The organism is Holdemania sp. 1001095H_141210_F2, assembly GCF_015558105.1.
In the GTDB taxonomy this organism is placed as follows: domain Bacteria; phylum Bacillota_I; class Bacilli_A; order Erysipelotrichales; family Erysipelotrichaceae; genus Holdemania.
In genome coordinates this window covers 1-15836 of record NZ_JADNPO010000026.1, presented here as the reverse complement: position 1 = coordinate 15836, position 15836 = coordinate 1, and the positions used below count along the sequence as shown (strand labels likewise).

At 49.5% G+C, this 15836-nt stretch carries 13 protein-coding genes, 1 pseudogene and 1 riboswitch; of the genes and pseudogenes, 2 read left to right on the top strand and 12 right to left on the bottom strand.

Annotated features, from left to right (window positions below; translation table 11 throughout):
• Window positions 1-4: 4 nt before the first annotated feature.
• The 10 genes from potA to metK form a co-directional block, all read right to left on the bottom strand.
• Window positions 5-1573, bottom strand: coding sequence for a spermidine/putrescine ABC transporter ATP-binding protein (potA, locus tag I2G61_RS12965; protein WP_072684887.1), 1569 nt, complete (start codon window positions 1571-1573; stop codon window positions 5-7).
• A gap of 25 nt (window positions 1574-1598) precedes the next feature.
• Entirely contained in the window at window positions 1599-2138 is a 540-nt protein-coding gene (locus tag I2G61_RS12960) for a helix-turn-helix domain-containing protein (protein ID WP_072684886.1), read from the bottom strand.
• A gap of 534 nt (window positions 2139-2672) precedes the next feature.
• A complete protein-coding gene (gene trxA / locus I2G61_RS12955) occupies window positions 2673-2993 on the bottom strand; it encodes a thioredoxin (RefSeq protein WP_072684885.1) in 321 nt (106 codons plus the stop codon).
• 160 nt (window positions 2994-3153) lie between these two features.
• Window positions 3154-3882, bottom strand: coding sequence for a glucosamine-6-phosphate deaminase (nagB, locus tag I2G61_RS12950; protein ID WP_072684884.1), 729 nt, complete (start codon window positions 3880-3882; stop codon window positions 3154-3156).
• Window positions 3883-3967: 85 nt separating this feature from the next.
• Window positions 3968-4810, bottom strand: a complete 843-nt coding sequence (locus I2G61_RS12945) for an aldose 1-epimerase family protein (protein WP_072684883.1) — start codon at window positions 4808-4810, stop codon at window positions 3968-3970.
• The gene (locus tag I2G61_RS12940; RefSeq protein ID WP_072684882.1) at window positions 4797-5603 is read right to left on the bottom strand and encodes a Cof-type HAD-IIB family hydrolase; all 807 of its coding nucleotides are present in this window, start codon (window positions 5601-5603) and stop codon (window positions 4797-4799) included. Before I2G61_RS12940 ends, I2G61_RS12945 begins: the two co-directional genes overlap by 14 nt.
• On the bottom strand, window positions 5596-6732 hold the full coding sequence (gene nagA / locus I2G61_RS12935) for an N-acetylglucosamine-6-phosphate deacetylase (RefSeq protein ID WP_072684881.1): 1137 nt from the start codon (window positions 6730-6732) through the stop codon (window positions 5596-5598). The genes I2G61_RS12940 and nagA (I2G61_RS12935) overlap by 8 nt, the downstream gene beginning before the upstream one ends.
• 331 nt (window positions 6733-7063) lie before the next feature.
• Window positions 7064-8200, bottom strand: coding sequence for an N-acetylglucosamine-6-phosphate deacetylase (nagA, locus tag I2G61_RS12930; RefSeq protein ID WP_072684880.1), 1137 nt, complete (start codon window positions 8198-8200; stop codon window positions 7064-7066).
• A gap of 441 nt (window positions 8201-8641) precedes the next feature.
• A complete protein-coding gene (locus I2G61_RS12925; protein WP_072684879.1) occupies window positions 8642-10663 on the bottom strand; it encodes a YgiQ family radical SAM protein in 2022 nt (673 codons plus the stop codon).
• A 152-nt stretch (window positions 10664-10815) separates the two neighbouring features.
• Window positions 10816-11916 (bottom strand): methionine adenosyltransferase, encoded by a 1101-nt coding sequence (gene metK / locus I2G61_RS12920; RefSeq protein ID WP_072684878.1) that lies wholly within the window; start codon window positions 11914-11916, stop codon window positions 10816-10818.
• An 89-nt stretch (window positions 11917-12005) separates the two neighbouring features.
• A riboswitch (SAM riboswitch) is annotated at window positions 12006-12094 on the bottom strand.
• A 212-nt stretch (window positions 12095-12306) separates the two neighbouring features.
• Between metK and I2G61_RS12915 the strand changes: the two genes are divergently transcribed.
• The gene (locus tag I2G61_RS12915; RefSeq protein ID WP_072684877.1) at window positions 12307-13140 is read left to right on the top strand and encodes a Cof-type HAD-IIB family hydrolase; all 834 of its coding nucleotides are present in this window, start codon (window positions 12307-12309) and stop codon (window positions 13138-13140) included.
• Between the two features lie 306 nt (window positions 13141-13446).
• Here I2G61_RS12915 and recQ read toward each other — a convergent pair whose 3' ends face one another.
• A complete protein-coding gene (gene recQ, locus I2G61_RS12910) occupies window positions 13447-15309 on the bottom strand; it encodes a DNA helicase RecQ (protein WP_072684876.1) in 1863 nt (620 codons plus the stop codon).
• A gap of 238 nt (window positions 15310-15547) precedes the next feature.
• Here recQ and I2G61_RS16790 point away from each other — a divergent pair.
• Window positions 15548-15613: pseudogene (locus tag I2G61_RS16790) on the top strand (hypothetical protein); the annotation flags it as partial.
• Window positions 15614-15644: 31 nt separating this feature from the next.
• Here I2G61_RS16790 and I2G61_RS16530 read toward each other — a convergent pair.
• A partial coding sequence (locus I2G61_RS16530) for a hypothetical protein (RefSeq protein ID WP_229100760.1) occupies window positions 15645-15836 on the bottom strand: 192 nt, incomplete at its 5' end.

Sequence of the window (15836 nt, the reverse complement as noted above, 5' to 3'; positions counted from 1 at the left end):
CGGCTTACACTCCCATCTTGGACATGACGTGAATGTCCTCCGGCGCGAATTTGAGATCGACTTTCTTGCCTTCCTCCTGGAAATCCGTAGTGTGGATCTTGAAGATACGGCCTTTGGTCGCAAAGGTGATGTCGAAGTCGCCTTCCGTGATCGTTTCCGGATCGAAGTCATATTTCACTTCGCTGATCTCGATCGGACTGTCGTCCTCCAGATCCCAGGCTTCGGCGCTGGCCCACATTTTCAAATCGGTGTTCAGCGCGACGCTCTCTTTGATTTCATCCGGTGTTTTATAGAAGTCAAAGGCGGTAATGCCGATGTTATGCTTGTTGTCCTCGACATACTTCGGCTCGACGACGCTGATTTTAATCGTGATCGAGGTGCCCTTGGAGGTGCCGAAGGTCGCCGGATAGGTGCCGGGCTGCGGCTTGATGTCATAATCGACGGTGGACAGAGAAATAAATTCATCTTCCTCATCCCAGGCCTGTGCGTTGGCGCGGGCGATGACGTCGGCGTCGGTCATCTCCGCGACGTCCTCCAGGTCCATCGTGAAGTCGTTGGCAGAAATTTTTTCATGCGCTTCCGGATTCACTTTATCATGGTTGGCCAGAACGTGCATCTTAACCGTCTTCGCGGTACCGGATACCGTCTGGACCATGATTTCGTAATGGACGCCCTTAAACAACAGCGACTTGACCTCGCCGGTAAGGATCCCCTGACCGCGCGGCACGATGTCGATGTCTTCCGGGCGGATCACGATATCGACGTTTTCATTCTTTTTAAAGCCGAAGTCCACGCACTCATAGATCTTATCGTCAAACATGACGCGGTAGTCTTCCTTCATGACCCCGTCGATGATATTCGATTCGCCGATAAAGCGGGCGACGTATTCGTTTTCCGGTTCGTTGTAGATTTCTTCCGGGGTGCCTATCTGCTGGATTTCGCCATCCTTCATGACGACGATCTTATCAGACATCGTCAGGGCTTCTTCCTGATCGTGGGTAACGAAGATAAACGTGATGCCGACTTCCTTCTGAATTTTTTTCAGCTCGTGCTGCATTTCCTTGCGCAGCTTGAGATCCAGCGCGCCTAACGGTTCGTCCAAAAGCAGAACCTCCGGCTCGTTGACCAACGCGCGGGCAATCGCGACACGCTGCTGCTGACCGCCGGAAAGCAGGGTGACGTTGCGTTTTTCAAAGCCTTCCAGACCGACTAAGGAAAGCATCCGCATGACCTTCTGTTCGATGACGTCCTTGGACTGCTTCTTGATTTTCAAGCCGAAGGCAATGTTTTCATACACGTTCATGTGCGGAAACAGCGCGTACTTCTGGAACACGGTGTTGATCTCCCGTTTGTAAGGCGGCACCTGGCTGATATCCTGACCGTCGAAAATAATCTTTCCTTCTGTCGGCTCCAGAAATCCGCCCAGAATTCTGAGCAGCGTCGTTTTGCCGCAGCCCGATGGGCCAAGCAGCGTGACAAACTCGTTTTCATAGATATCCAGATTGACGCCCTTCAAGACGATCTGGCCGTCGAATTCCTTCACGATATTCTTAAACTGAATTAGTTTTTTCATCCGTAAATCCCCTTTCTCTAATGGCTTAAAAGATCGGCGGCGTGCAGATCCACAGCACGCGGGCCGGCTGCGCCGAATCGTTTTTCAGACAATGGCTGAACGAACCCTTGATGTAAAACGTCTGCCCCTTTTTGACGATATAGACTTTCCCCGTATCCAGATTGATCAGCTTGATCCGTCCGGACAGCACGTAGCCGAATTCCTCCCCTTCGTGAACAGCGACCTCGTGTGACCGGCCCTGCGGCGGCAGTTCCAGCAGAATCGGCTCCATTTCGTTTTTCTGGGCATTGGGCACGATCCAGTGGATCGTGCAGTCTTCCCGTTCGTCGACGAAGTAGTCGTCGTCGGTAAACACCAGTTTTTCCTCTGTTTCTTCCTGGAAAAACTTCGCCAGCGTCGTGCCCAGCGCTTCAACGATATCCTGCAGCGTCGCGATCGAAGGCGAGGTCAGATTCCGTTCCAGCTGCGACAGGAAACCCTTGGTTAACTCACAGCGGCTGGCCAGTTCCTCCAGCGTCAGGTTGTTTTTCGTCCGCAGCTGTTTGATCCGATATCCGATATCCATCCAACCCCTCCTTTTTCGCCCAGATGTTTAGTAACACTAAACTTCCCGGAAGCATTTAATAAACACAGATATTATTATACATACGCGCCTGTAAAATTCAATAGTTTTAAACAAAAAGATTACTGCGGTTAAACTTTTTCCTGAATTCTACCGCAGCTGTCATGCCGCATTGGCAGGGGGGGGGGATGGAAAATCCAAGCGTAGGAAACCTTGAAAACGTGCTGAAACGCATTCCGATTTCAAGGTTTCAAAAATGGCCTCTTTCCATTCAGTTTCCCCTCAGAGCGAACATTTCCGCTTTTCATGTCTTCCTGCCCCGCTGCCGCTCCCTCCTTTTGATCCCCGGCCGCACTCAAGGCCTATGTGTGCCTGCTTCCTGCTTCGTCTTCTCCTTTTGCCTGTACTCAGTTTTCCCGAATCCGGCAGTCTCATCCCGCTTGGACGTCCAAACAGACAAACACAAAAAAACCGGATACACTGAGTACCCGGCATTGTGATGACAATCGAAAGTCCTTATCTGTTGAATCAGACCGCTTACAACAGACCTTCGATCATGTTTTCCAGCATGTTTTTCGGCTGGAAACCAACGCTCTGCTTCACGGCTTTTCCGCCTTTGAACGCGATTAACGTCGGAATCGACATGACGCCGTAACGCTGCGCCAGATCCTGCGACTGATCGACGTTCACCTTAACAATTTCCAGCTTGCCTTCATATTTCGCCGCGACTTCCTCCAGCACCGGCGCCAGCATCTTGCATGGTCCGCACCAATCGGCAAAAAAATCCACGAGTACCAGCCCGTCCTTCGCTGTTATTTCATCAAATTCCTGCGTATTTACAATTTTCATTGTCTTCATCCTCCTGTTCAGTAATCTAAGTATATCACAGTTTTTTCCTTTGCATACCGAAATGCTCACAGCGGACATCAACGGTATTTCCTTGCGGCCGACTTCATTTGCGCCAAAACAAAACAGCCCGGAGGCTGTTTTGAAGTTATTGATGTAAACTCGGAACGGCTTACAGCTTGCTTGCGGCGCCGCGGTCGACGATGACCGTCACATCCGGATGGTTCTGCAGGATGCTGGCCGGGCAATCTTCCGTAACCGGGCCCTTGATCATGGCGTAAATCGCGTCTGCCTTGTTCTTGCCATTGGCAACCAGCAGGATTTTCTTGGCTTTCATGATCGTCGCGATCCCCATGGTGATCGCTTCAGTCGGAACTTTTTCCCCTAATGGATCAAAGAAACGCGCGTTGTCCTGACGTGTTTTTTCCTTCAGAACGACGGTGTGGGTCAGCGTATCAAACGAGGTCCCCGGTTCGTTGAAACCGATGTGACCATTGGCGCCGATGCCTAACAGCTGGATATCGACTTCAAAGTTTTTCATCGCTTCTTCGTACTTTTCACACTCCGCCTGGATGTTGTCACTGTCGCCGACTGGAACGTGAACATTGGCTTCCGGAATGTCCAGGCCGTTGAACAGGTTTTCATGCATGAACGTCCAATACGTCTGGCTGTGGTCGCGCTTCAGGCCGATGTATTCATCCAGGTTGAAGGTAACGACATTCTTATAGGATGTCCCGTTTTCCTTATGATCCTTGATCATATTCTGGTACAGACCGATCGGGCTGGAGCCTGTCGCCAGACCCAGAACCGGATTGGACTTGGATGTGATGACTTCCTTCATGACTTCAAAAGCTTTTTCGCTTAATTCGTCATAGTTTTCCGTCACAATAATTTTGAACATTTGAAATTCCTCCCTTTTACATCTATAACAATAGCACGAAAACGGTGTAAACTCAACGCTTCGGGCTGTTGTTGCCAAATTAAAATCAGCCGATTTCGATCGTGTAGGACGTCGTGAAGCTGGCGTTTTCACGCAGCTGAATCGTGCCTTCGCGTTCTTCAAACGGAACGTGAACTTCCGCAAAATCGCCGTGTCCATGCCATGGCTCGATGCACAGATACGGAGCGTTCGGCTTGGTCCAGAAAGCCAGCCAGCGATAGCCCGCGACGCTGACTTTAACGCTGTTTTTACCGTTAGTCAGGGTAACGTAAGGCGAGCGCAGATGCTCGAACAGAAGCGTCGGGATGTTGTTGAAGGTTGCGTAGTCCAGCGCAATTTCCTTTTCTTCCTTTAAACACAGCGACGCGTTGGAGCTGGCGGTTGTCTGCGTTTCCGGGCACGCAAAAACGATCTTGTAGTCTTCAAAGCGTTCCCCCGGCGCCATCGGGCAGTTAAACGCCGGATGCAGACCGAAGGAGAACGGCATCATCCGCGGCGAATGATTGTCGATCCGGTAGGTGATCGTCAGCTTCCGGCCGGACAGCCGATAGGTCACCGTCAGTTTGAATTCAAACGGATACTGCGCGCGAGTTTCCTCATTGTCGCTTAAAGATAAAACGATCGTGTCTTCGCTCACGCTTTCGACGGTGAATTCGCTGTGACGGGCAAACCCATGGTTGCCCATCTTATAGGTTTTTCCGTCGATCTGATAGTCCTTGGTCCAGGTGCTGCCGACCATCGGGAACAGGATCGGATTGCGCCCGGCCCAGAACTGCGGGTCGCCCTGCCACATGTGTTCGATATTCTTTTCTTTGTCATAAAAGCTGGTGATTTCCGCCGCCAGCGTTTTTACTTCCACCGCGGCGACTTCATTTTCAATTCTCGGCATGATTTTCCTCCTCGATCAATCCAAAGTGCAGACAGGCTTTGTAGACGCCGTCACGATCAATGTCGTCAGCGATGTAGTCGGCCGCCTGCTTGGCTTCGTCGCAGCCGTTGCCCATTGCGATGCCCAGCCCGGCCCGGCGGATCATTTCCACATCGTTGTAGCCGTCGCCAAACGCCACTGTTTGAGGTTGATCAAAGCCCCAGTGCGCCGCCAGTTCCAGCATTCCGCTGGCCTTGTTCGCATCTGCTGCGGTGACTTCGTTGGCGAAATGCATGACCATCAGATGGGAATTGTGCAGCAGCGGCCGGATCGCGTCGACATGTTGGGCTTCCCGGGTGTAAAAGATGATATTGACTAACGGCTGGTGCTTCCACAGCGTCTGGCCGGGACGCATCTTATACAGAAAATAGAACAGATCGCTGATTTCCTGGGTGTAGTGCAGATCGTGGCTGTTTTCACCATGGACGCCGCTGTAACGCACGACTAAATCGTTGCGGCGGCAGTAATCGATCACCCGTTCGGCATCGCCTTCGTCAATGATTTTAGAGGCGATGATTTTCCCATGATCCATAATGATTCCACCCTGAGCGCAGACGACCCCGTCCAGCAGATCCGTCAGCTTCGGCGGCAGATTGACCAATTCCTCCACCGCCCGGCTTGTGCACAGCGCGATCTGACTGCCGTTTTGCTTCAGCCTTTCAATCGCGGTATACGCCGAGGCGGGAACATCGTGAAGGGTGTGGGAGAACAGCGTGTGATCGATGTCGAAAAAGACGGCGCGGGCTTTACTCATGCAGCATGGCCTCGCCCAGCACCCAGGTTTGGGCTACGCTGTAATCGTCATTGAGCACGCACAGATCGGCGTCATAGCCGGTTTCGATCAAGCCCTTGTTGGCAAAGCCCATCCGCGTGGCAGGATTGATTGTCGCGGCGTTGATCGCCGTCGCCAGCGGCAGCTTCATCATTTCGATCAGGTTGCCGACCAGCACGTTCATGCGGTTGGAGCTGCCTGCCAGCTTACCGTTAGGCAGCCGTCCGCAGCCATCCTCGCCGACCGTCACGTCGCGGCCCTTCATGTGATAGAAGCCCGGCTTCAGGCCCTTAATTGATACGGAATCGGTAACCAGAATCAGTTTATCCTTGCCCTTGACGCGGCCCAGCACACTGGCGACGGCCGGATGCACATGCACGCCGTCGGCGATCAGCTCGGCGTAAATGTTCTCAAAGAACATCGCGGCCCCGGCGGTTCCCGGTTCGCGGTGATGCAGGCCGAGCATGCCGTTGAAGGTATGCGTGAAGCTGTCGGCGCCATCTTCGATCGCTTTGGCGCATTCATCAAATTTCGCTCCGGTATGCCCCATCGCGACTTTGACGCCCTGGGAAACACAGTAGCGGATCAACGCGTGATCGTCATCTTTTTCCGGCGCGATGCAGATCATCTTGATCTTACCTTCAGCCGCCTTCTGGTAACGGTCAAATTGTTCAATGTTGGGTTTCTGAATTAAGTATGGATTGTGCGCGCCCTTGAATTCATGGGAAATCTGCGGGCCTTCGACGTGGATGCCCTGAATTTTTGCCCCGCGGTGATCTTCGTCAATGATCTTGCTGATAAGCGCGAAGGATTCCAGCAGATTGCTTTCCGGAGCGGTCGAGGTCGTCGCTAAAAAACTGGTGACGCCGTCCTGCGGCAGATATTCAATCCAGTTCAGCAGACCTTCGCGGGTCGCATAGTTGCAGTCCAGTCCGTTGTAGCCGTGGCAGTGAATGTCGATCAGACCTGGAAGGATCCGCTTATCGCCGTAATCCACGTCGGCTTTCTGCGCATCATAGGATTCGATGGCCGTGATCTTTCCGTTGTCAAAAACAAGCTGAGCTGGAACGAATTGTTCGTTCAGCCAGACGCGCGTGCTTTGAATTCTCATATTTGCTCCCTCTTTTCTTTGGAGTTTGTCTCTATTTTGTACTCTTATATGCTTTTATAATGGAGATAGATTGAAGCTGGACAGGCTGTTTGTTTAAGACTCGTGAAAATGGAAACGCATCTTGGAATTAAAATCAATCGCTTATTCAAATGCGGAACGTTATGGAAGCAGTTTTTTCTGCTTGGACAAAAACCTTCGCCATCGCAGAGCGCGGAAGGAGTCTGAAAGCGGGGGAAAAACAGAAATCCCCGGCAGCATTCGCTGCAATCTGTCCCGTTTTTCTGCTCCGGCAAAGTCCAACTACAAAGAAAAACCTGAAAGGTTCAGGTTTTTACAGCATTTCTTTTCCGAGGCAGTATGTCTGAACCACGTCGTAATCGCGGTTGAGAACAACCAGATCGGCGTCGTAGCCCGCCATGATTTTACCCTTGCGGTCGTCCATTTTCAACAGACGGGCCGGATTCAGGGAAACCATGTTGACCGCCCAGTCAAACGGCAGCAGCGCCTTTTCAACCAGGTTCTGCAGACCGCGGTTAAACTTCAAAGTGCCGCCGGCCAGCGTGTCGGTGCCGTGCAGATAAGCGGAGCCGTTTTCACGGATATCAATCTGATTGCCGCCCAGTTCATAGTAGCCTGGTTCGCAGCCTTTTGCGCACAGCGCGTCGTCGATCATGACGGCATAGTCGCGGCCCTTTGCGGTAACGTAAGCATTGACCGCCGCCCAGTTGACATGGTTGCCGTCGCAGATGATTTCGCCATAGGTGTCGCGGCAGCGCATCGCGGCGCCGACCAGATTCGGTGTGCGGTGATGCAGACCATTCATCCCGTTAAAGACATGCGTCATGGAATTTGCGCCGTTGGCAATGCCCATCAGCGCGTCTTCATAGGTTGCGCCGGAGTGACCGATGGATACGCAGACGCCATGGCTGGAGGCGTAGCGTGTTAAAGCCCAGTCCGGATCCTTTTCCGTTGCCAGTGTGATAACCTTGATCATGCCCTTGGCGGCTTCCTGATACTTCTTGAACTGCTCAACATCCGGCGTAACGATGAACTGTTCCGGCTGCGCGCCTTTGTTTTTCGCGTTGAGGTATGGGCCTTCAAAATGAATGCCGAGGATTTCCGCACCTTCGTAGCCTTCGTCAACGACTTCCGTGACGTTGATCAGCGCTTTGGTCAGCACTTCTTCACTCTGCGTGACTGTGGTCGGCAAAAAACCGGTGATGCCTTCCTTCGGCAGTCCGGCAGCCCAGGTCCGCAGACCTTCATGATTAGCGTCGTTCGTATCAAAACCCAGACCTCCGTGGCAATGAATATCAATCATGCCCGGCAGGATCCGATCCTCGCCGTAATCCTTATCGACCGGCTTGGTTCCATACGGGTAAATTCCTGTGATCTTCGCGTCTATGATCTCCAGCTGCGCTTCAATGAACGTACTGGAAACCCAAACCTGCTTACTTTGAATAATCATCTTTTAGTCCTCCCTTGATGTTCTTATTATATCCCCTTTGAAAATTGAATTCAACAATAGCACACTGTAAAAATGGCTTTTTTATTCATTGATCCATCAATAATTTGTGATAATAATTTCAGCAATGAAAGCGGTTTGGTTTTGCCTGGAAAAATACCGGGAAACAGGCGGCAAATCGCGAATGAGTCGCCGCTGAATTCCCGCTTTTCAAATTCAGTTTTTGATTTGCAGCTCAGAGTACAGGAGGGATCTGCGGCAGTCTGAATGTCCGGCATGCGATTGGATGAATCGTTTCAACCACGATCTTGCGATGCAGTGGTAAACAAAAAATCGACGGCAGCTGTTTCTGAGAAGACCCGAAGGCAAGCTTCAAGAAAACGCCGCGGGGTGATTGCGGCGTTTTTACTTGCTTTATTTAATTTCTGTTTGTCTGGATATGGATTATCCCCGGCGTTTGCCTTGAGATGAAATCGAGCTTTTGGACGTTTTCCCACGCTGATCAAAACGCTTGTCTGAGGCAGCCTGCTTTTTTCCATCAGCAGCGGCTTTCTCACGCCCCTTTGTGAGCTTTTGCGAGCGGCTTCCAGACCTGGAGTTCCCACTGTTTCTCCCCGACCGCTTGCTTTCTTCCTTTGCACTCCGTCCCGTTTTCTGCCGACTGCCTGCCTCCTGTTTTCCCCAGGGAACAGGCGGAATCAGACAGTCGCGGCCATAACCGATCAGATCGGTCCGGCCGGCGCGGGTCAGCGCTTCATGCACAAGCTTATAATTCCGCGGGGCGTTGAATTGCATTAATGCCCGCTGCAGCTGCTTCTCATGCGGATCCCGGGCGACATAGACCGGTTTCATCGTCATCGGATCCAGCCCCGTCCAGTACATCGTCGTGGAAATTGTCGCCGGGGTCGGATAGAAATCCTGCACCTGCTGCGGAATGTGATTGATCGACTTGAGATAACAGGCCAGCTCGATCGCGTCGTTCAGATCACAGCCGGGATGCGAGCTCATCAGATATGGAACGAGGAATTGATTCATTCCATATTCCTTGTTCAGCGCCAGATACTTCTCCCTGAATTTTTCATACAGGGCGTGATTGCATTTGCCCATCGTATCCAGCACCTTGTCGCTGACATGTTCCGGCGCTACCTTCAGCTGACCGGAGATGTGATACTGCACCAGCTCGCGGAAAAAGGTATCGTCTTGATCGTACATCAGATAATCGTACCGCACGCCCGAGCGCACAAACACCTTTTTCACGCCCGGCAATACCCGCAGATCGCGCAGGATGCTGAGATAATCGCGATGAGAAACCTCAAGATTTTTGCATGGCTTGGGATGCAGGCATTCCTTACCAGGACAGGTTCCGCGCTTCAGCTGATCCTGACAGGAAGGATGGTAGAAATTGGCGGTCGGTCCGCCGACGTCGTGGATGTAACCTTTGAAATCCGGATCCTGGATTATCTTTTTTGCTTCCTCCAGAATCGACTGCTTGCTTCGTGAAGAAATCACCCGGCCTTGATGATTGGTCAGCGCGCAGAAAGCGCAGCTGCCGAAACAGCCGCGGTTGGCGATGATCGAAAAGCGGACTTCATCAATCGCCGGGATGTGATGATACATCGGATGAAAGGTTCGTTTGTAGGGGAGTGAATAGGTAAAATCCATCTGTTGCTGCGTCAGAGGCAGCGCCGGAGTATTGGCGACGACATACCAGCCTTGATACGGCTCGACCAGCACCGTGGCATTGAGGGCGTCGATGTTGAGATGCTGGATACGGAAGCTCTCGGCATATTTGCGCTTATCCTGCGACACTTCTTCAAAGGAAGGCAGCAGCTTATGCTCAAACAGATGATCGATCGTCTTGCATTTGTAGACGGAGCCTTTAATCCAGATGATATCCTGAATTGGCAGGCCGCCGTCCAGTGCTTCCGCCAGCTCGATGATCGAATTCTCGCCCATGCCGTACAATACGAGATCGGCGCCGGAATCTAAAAGGATCGACCGCCGGACTTGATCATCCCAATAGTCATAATGGGCTAACCGCCGCAGTGATGCCTCAATCCCGCCCAGAATCACCGGCGTCTTGGGATAGAGTTGTTTGATTTTCTGGGAATACACGATCGTCGCGCGGTCCGGGCGTTTGCCCATCTCGCCGTTATCCGTGTAATTATCTTTATCACGGCGGCGTTTGGAGACCGAGTAATGATTGACCATCGAGTCGATGTTGCCGGAGGACACCAGAAAGCCCAGCCGCGGCTCGCCAAATTCCATAAAGGGTTCGTCGCGCGTCCAGTCGGGCTGCGGGATCATGCAGACCTTATAGCCGTAAGCTTCCAGCATACGTGTGATGATCGCCGGGCCGAAGGACGGATGATCAACATAGGCGTCACCGCTGACATAGACGAAATCGGGCTGGGTCCAGCCGCGTTGTTCCATTTCTTCACGGGTTACAGGTAAAAAATCAGTCATTGTCTTCCTCCTTGGCGGGTTGTTCCGCGTTACTTTGCCGCCTCACAGTCCAGTCTGAACTCCATTTGAATTTCTTTCAAACGACTTGTTCATTTTAATTGTACTTGAATTTTGTCGTTTTGTCTTCCTCGGCGACGAAGAAAAAGCGCCGGTCAGCGCTTTAACTCAATTAACTTTTCCCAGGCGCAGTCGCTGCGGCCAAAGTGACCGTAAGCGGAATAGCGGCTGTAAATCGGCTTTTTCAGATCTAACTGGCGAAGGATGCTGGAGACGCGGAAATCGAAATTCTTATGGATAATTTCCAGAATTTCCTCGTCGCTGACCTTGCCGGTACCAAAGGTTTCGACATAGATCGAAATCGGTTCGCTCTTACCGATAGCGTAAGAGACTTCAATTTCCAAACGATCCGCCAGACCGGCCGCCACCAGGTTCTTGGCGACGAAACGGCTGTAATAGGCCGCGCTGCGGTCAACCTTGCTCGGGTCCTTGGAGCTGAAGCAGCCGCCGCCGATCCGTCCCATGCCGCCGTAGGTATCGACGACGATCTTACGGCCGGTTGTGCCGCTGTCGCCGAATGGTCCGCCGACGACGAAGGATCCGCTTGGATTTACGAGGATCTTCGTGTCCTTGTCGATCAGGTTGGCGTCGATCACCGGCTTGATGACCTCATTGATGATCTTGGCCCGGATTTCTTCCTGGGTCGCTTCGGCAATATGCTGCGTGGAAACGACAATGGTGTCGAGCCGGACTGGTTTGTTATCATCATATTCCACGGTGACCTGAGTTTTGCCATCGGGTTTCAGGATGGAGTAAGCTTCCTGTTTGCGGACTTGTTCCAGCCGTTCCGCCAGCCGGTGAGCCAGCGCAATCGGCATCGGCATATAGTTTTCTGTTTCGTTGCAGGCGTAACCGAACATAATTCCCTGATCGCCCGCGCCCATATCAGCTTCATCATGCATGACCGCTTCATAGATTTCCGCCGACTGCTTCGACACCTTGGTCAAGACTTCAAATTCTTCTGTGTAGCCGATTTCGCGGATTTTGTCCTTCGCAATTTTCTCAAACGGCAGATCGGCGCTGGTGTTCGCTTCGCCATAGATAAAAATCAGATTGTCTTTGATCGTCGTTTCCACCGCCATCTTGCTGGCAGGATCCTGACGAAGTGCTTCGTCCAGAATCGCGTCGGAAATGGCGTCGCAGATTTTGTCCGGGTGTCCGCTGGTGACGGATTCGCTGGTAAAAAATTTTTTCATAGATTATCCTCCTTGTCTTTTTTATCAAGGCAGATATGACGCATAAGAAAAGCCTTCAGAAAGAAGGCTTCATGATTCATCGTCCTGCTTTCTTATCGTTGCCAGCATTACCACCTTGCTTTCAAGCAGGTTGGTATGAGTTCGTCGAGCTGACTCTCTCCCTCATTCTTGATAAAAAGACCAGGAATAGTAAACCATACCTGGTGGTAAAAAGCAAGGATTTCTCTACATAATCCGCAAATTCCAGACATTTCCGGCTTTCTGCCTGAGCTTGATTTGAATTTTGCGAAGCTTGCCACCCATTTGTATTTTCAGGCTTGTATTCCTTCGGCGGCTTTGGTATCATAGTTAGAAAATATTCGGAAAGAGGAAAGAGGAGGATTTTTGTTTATGAGTTCAATACGCCTGATCGCCACCGACCTGGATTTCACATTACTGAACGAACATTTTGTCTTAACCGAAACCACAAAGGAAATTCTCAGCCGAATTTTGGACAGCGGCGTGGAATTTGTGCCGTGCAGTTCCCGGCCCTTAGGGGAGATTCCGCAATGGCTGCGGGAGCAGAAAAAAATTCGCTGGATCGTCACGGCCAACGGAGGCTTGATCGTGGATAATCAAACGGGAGAGACGCTGGTTTCCAATACGCTGCCTGCGGCCAGAGCCAAAGCGTTATTGACAAAGGCGGAACCGATGAATCCACATTGGAGTTGTTTGATTGAAGGCCGGCTTCACAGTCATCTGGCGATTCTGGACGACCGGAAGGCGTTGAAGATCGACGGTTCTTATTTGAAAAATATTTTGAAAAACCGGATTTGGGAATCGGGGAAGGATTTCTTGGATGCCCTGCCGGACGCGCAGATCGCGAAGATTCATTTTATTACCAGCCGCGATTATCCGGAAAAAAAGCAGGCGCTGATCAATCTGTTATCGGATGAAGAGGGAATTGAACTGACGTCTTCGCATCCGTCAAACCTGGAGATTCTGCATCCGCAGGCGAATAAAGGCGAAGCGTTGAAATGGGTCATGCGGCAGCTGAACTGCACGCCGGAGGAAACGGCGGCATTTGGTGATAACGCCAACGACCTGCCGATGTTGAACGTCGCCGGACACAGCGTCGCTGTCGCCAACGCGACGGAGGAAGTGCTGGCGATGGCGCGGCATCATGCGTTATCGCATAAAGAAGACGGGGCCGCGCGGATGATGGAGCAGCTGGTGTTTCAGTAGGGAGTAAAGAAGAAGCTTTTTCAAAGTATGTCCATCACGGTTTATCCTTGTCTGTCAGAATACATGAATAGAAATTAAAATCATATATAAGAGGCCGGTAGGCAGAGACAATCTCACTCTGCTTTACCGGCCTTTTTCTTATCCTTTTATGATTAAAACATTTATCCGGCTGATTCTTATTCAATCATTCAAATTACAATGGCTATAACATCATTTCTCATTAAATTCAATCTTTTATGGGAACTCCTTGCTTTCCACTCATCTCACAATACTTATTTTTCTTCTTTTAACTCAAATATCGTAAACTTAAACATTATCTTGAATTGAGGTTTTATCCTCTTGATGCGTCTTTTTAAAGTCCACAATGACCGCTAAAAATCGTTGTCCATATTTTTGTAGTTTATTAACGCCGACGCCTGCGATATCTAACATGGCCTCTTCATCAAGCGGCAATCTAACACACATTTCAATCAATGTCTTATCATTGAAAATGATATATGGCGGTAATCCTTCCTCCCTCGCAATATCTGTCCGAAGTTTACGCAAAGCATCAAATAAAACATAGCCAGCGGAAGTAAGCTTGTCTGTATTTCTTTGCTTACTCTTTATTTTTCCAGCTTCCTGTGTTTTTTCTTCAGTGACTTTTAAAATCACATGGGTATTCTCATCTTGCAGCATCGTGATATCGCCAAGCTTCAAAACTCCATATTGGTCCTCTGTCTGCACCAAATATCTCTGATTAATAAGTTCATAGATGAGCTCTCGGATCTGTGACACAGAGTATTCCTTTAATGCTCCATAGGTTTTGTAACGATTCGTACCTACCTCTTTGAGTCTTGCACGATTTGCACCGATTAAGGTTCCCAATACTATCGTTAATCCGTACCGGCCTCTTGTTTCTGCAACGCAATTGATAACCTGTTTCGCTTCTTCAGTCATATCGATTTTTTTATAGTCTTTCATGCAATTACCGCAGTTATCGCAAGGTTTTATTACTTTTTCCCCAAAATAATCTAAAATGGTATTTCTCAGACATTCATTGGTTCTGCAATAATTTTCCATAATTTTAAGACGCCTGGCATCCCGTTGTTTTATAATCTCAATTTCCTCAGAAGAAAGATCAGAAAAATCTTTATTTTCCAGCAGGAACTTGTTGATCATGATATCCTGGGCTGAAAATAATAGGATGCATTGTGAAGTCTCGCCATCCCGACCTGCACGGCCTGCTTCTTGATAATAACTTTCCATGCTTTGAGGCATATTATAATGAATCACATACCGAACGTTCGATTTATCAATGCCCATCCCAAAAGCATTCGTTGCCACAATGACCGGAGTTCGGTCATAGATAAAATCATCCTGATTTCTTTTTCTTTCCTCTTTGTCTAATCCGGCGTGATAGCGGGTGACAGAAACACCTTGTTTGGAAAGCAACATAAAAAGGTTATCTACGTTTTTGCGAGTCGCGCAATAGATAATTCCGCTTTCCTTCGCATGTTTTTGAACATACTCTATAACAAAACGATCTTTATCTTTTCTTTTTTCTACACTATAAAATAAGTTTTTCCGATCAAATCCAGTCACGACCACCTCCGGTTCAATCAGATTTAAAACACAGAGTATATCTACTTTTACTTCTTGCGTTGCGGTTGCCGTAAATGCACTGACAATCGGGCGTTTTGGCAAACTTTTGACAAATCCGATGATTTTCAAATAACTTGGTCTAAAATCTTGACCCCATTGAGAAATGCAGTGAGCTTCGTCAACGGTAATCATGGAAATATCAGCTTGACGGGCAAAATGAATAAAATCGTGACTTTCTAATCGTTCCGGAGCAACATAGATAATCTTATAGACTCCTTTTTCAGCAAACAGTAAAGCTTTAGCAAATTGAGCTTCGCTCAGGGATGAATTAATAAAAGCGGCGCGAATTCCAGCCTCATTTAAAGCCTTGACCTGATCCATCATCAGTGATATCAGCGGTGAAATTACCAATGTAATCCCAGGCAACATCACAGCAGGAATTTGATAGCAGATTGATTTCCCTGCCCCTGTCGGCATGATTGCCAATGCATCGCGCCCCGCAAGAATTGCATTAATGATTTTCTCCTGACCTTCTCGGAAAGATTCATAGCCAAAATATTTTTTCAGGTACTGTCTTGCGTCCATCTTCCATCCCTCAAATCTAATTCATAAACCTATATCAATCATAACATAGAAATTTAGTAAACTGCTTGGATATTTGAAGCAAGTATCTTAAAGATAGAGTGTTGTGAATTGAAAAAGTAAACGCAGCCTTAAGACTAAAAGAAATTGCATTTACTTTTGCAAAGACGCGGACTGCATTTACTCGTGCAAATAAGTTATAGTTATCTTGTATCTCTCTGTACAGATAGGAGTCCTCATTATGAGTCACTTAACTTTGCAAGATCGGATTACAATTCAATCCGAATTGAATCAGGGTTCTTCTTTCAACACAATTGCTCGTTTGATTTCCAAGAGTTCTACCACTCTCTCCCGCGAGATTCGAAATCATCTGCTGATTCGCGATCGTTCTTCTTACCCTCAGTCTCGCATGATGAACGATTGCCTCCATCGCTTTGAATGCCGGCTAAAATTTGTCTGTCAGCCTCAGTGCCATTTTCAAAAGGGGAATTGTCGTTTTTGTGGTCATTGTTTCCGGGTTTGTCATGATT

Coding starts and splice junctions, on each gene's coding strand:
- I2G61_RS12945 (WP_072684883.1), bottom strand. CDS start 4,810: ATGCCGAGAATTGAAAATGAAGTCGCCGCGGTGGAAGTAAAAACGCTG.
- nagB (WP_072684884.1), bottom strand. CDS start 3,882: ATGTTCAAAATTATTGTGACGGAAAACTATGACGAATTAAGCGAAAAA.
- I2G61_RS12960 (WP_072684886.1), bottom strand. CDS start 2,138: ATGGATATCGGATATCGGATCAAACAGCTGCGGACGAAAAACAACCTG.
- I2G61_RS12925 (WP_072684879.1), bottom strand. CDS start 10,663: ATGACTGATTTTTTACCTGTAACCCGTGAAGAAATGGAACAACGCGGC.
- metK (WP_072684878.1), bottom strand. CDS start 11,916: ATGAAAAAATTTTTTACCAGCGAATCCGTCACCAGCGGACACCCGGAC.
- I2G61_RS12915 (WP_072684877.1), top strand. CDS start 12,307: ATGAGTTCAATACGCCTGATCGCCACCGACCTGGATTTCACATTACTG.
- potA (WP_072684887.1), bottom strand. CDS start 1,573: ATGAAAAAACTAATTCAGTTTAAGAATATCGTGAAGGAATTCGACGGC.
- I2G61_RS12940 (WP_072684882.1), bottom strand. CDS start 5,603: ATGAGTAAAGCCCGCGCCGTCTTTTTCGACATCGATCACACGCTGTTC.
- recQ (WP_072684876.1), bottom strand. CDS start 15,309: ATGGACGCAAGACAGTACCTGAAAAAATATTTTGGCTATGAATCTTTC.
- nagA (WP_072684880.1), bottom strand. CDS start 8,200: ATGATTATTCAAAGTAAGCAGGTTTGGGTTTCCAGTACGTTCATTGAA.
- trxA (WP_072684885.1), bottom strand. CDS start 2,993: ATGAAGACAATGAAAATTGTAAATACGCAGGAATTTGATGAAATAACA.
- nagA (WP_072684881.1), bottom strand. CDS start 6,732: ATGAGAATTCAAAGCACGCGCGTCTGGCTGAACGAACAATTCGTTCCA.